This is a genomic window from Paenibacillus sp. 2TAB26 (assembly GCF_052115145.1).
Taxonomy (GTDB): domain Bacteria; phylum Bacillota; class Bacilli; order Paenibacillales; family Paenibacillaceae; genus Pristimantibacillus.
The window spans coordinates 1-477 of record NZ_JBFRGC010000097.1 but is presented as its reverse complement, the minus strand read 5'-3'; the positions used below and the strand labels follow the sequence as shown (position 1 = coordinate 477).

Genomic DNA, 477 nt, shown 5'->3' with positions numbered 1-477 from the left:
GGGCCAGCGTGCCGGGTAAGCTCAGGCGCAGCTGCTCTGCAGCATCCGCCCATGGAATCTGCCATTGGAATGCCTCGGAAAAGCATTCCCACTCAGGGAGATCCTCCACATCCGGTTGGTCCATATGGGGTTGAATCCTGCTCCACGCTTGCATAAGCTGCCCGCTATAGCGCTGGAACTGCTCCTGGCTGACCAGACAAAACCATACTGGAGCGAGAAAATTATTCGTCTCGAAAGCTGTATTCTCATAATCGACCGAATCTGTATCGGCGTTTGTAACGTACAGGAATGTCCGGTTTCCCATAAAAGATCCTTTCCTCCTACCTTTGTTTGACATCCCAAAAAAGCGATTCTATAAGTTCGTCATTTTATGATGAAAATAAAGTGAGAAGGGCGCCCGCAATTAGAGTGCCCTTCTCTCGTTTGCAATGCAACTGCACCTATTGATCCGTTTGGATTGAGCGGAGTCAGGCAGGC

1 pseudogene is annotated in these 477 nt (G+C 50.1%); it reads right to left on the bottom strand.

Features of this window, described 5'->3' with window-relative positions:
- Positions 1-304: pseudogene (locus tag AB4Z50_RS36030) on the bottom strand (hypothetical protein); the annotation flags it as partial.
- Positions 305-477 lie beyond the last annotated feature (173 nt).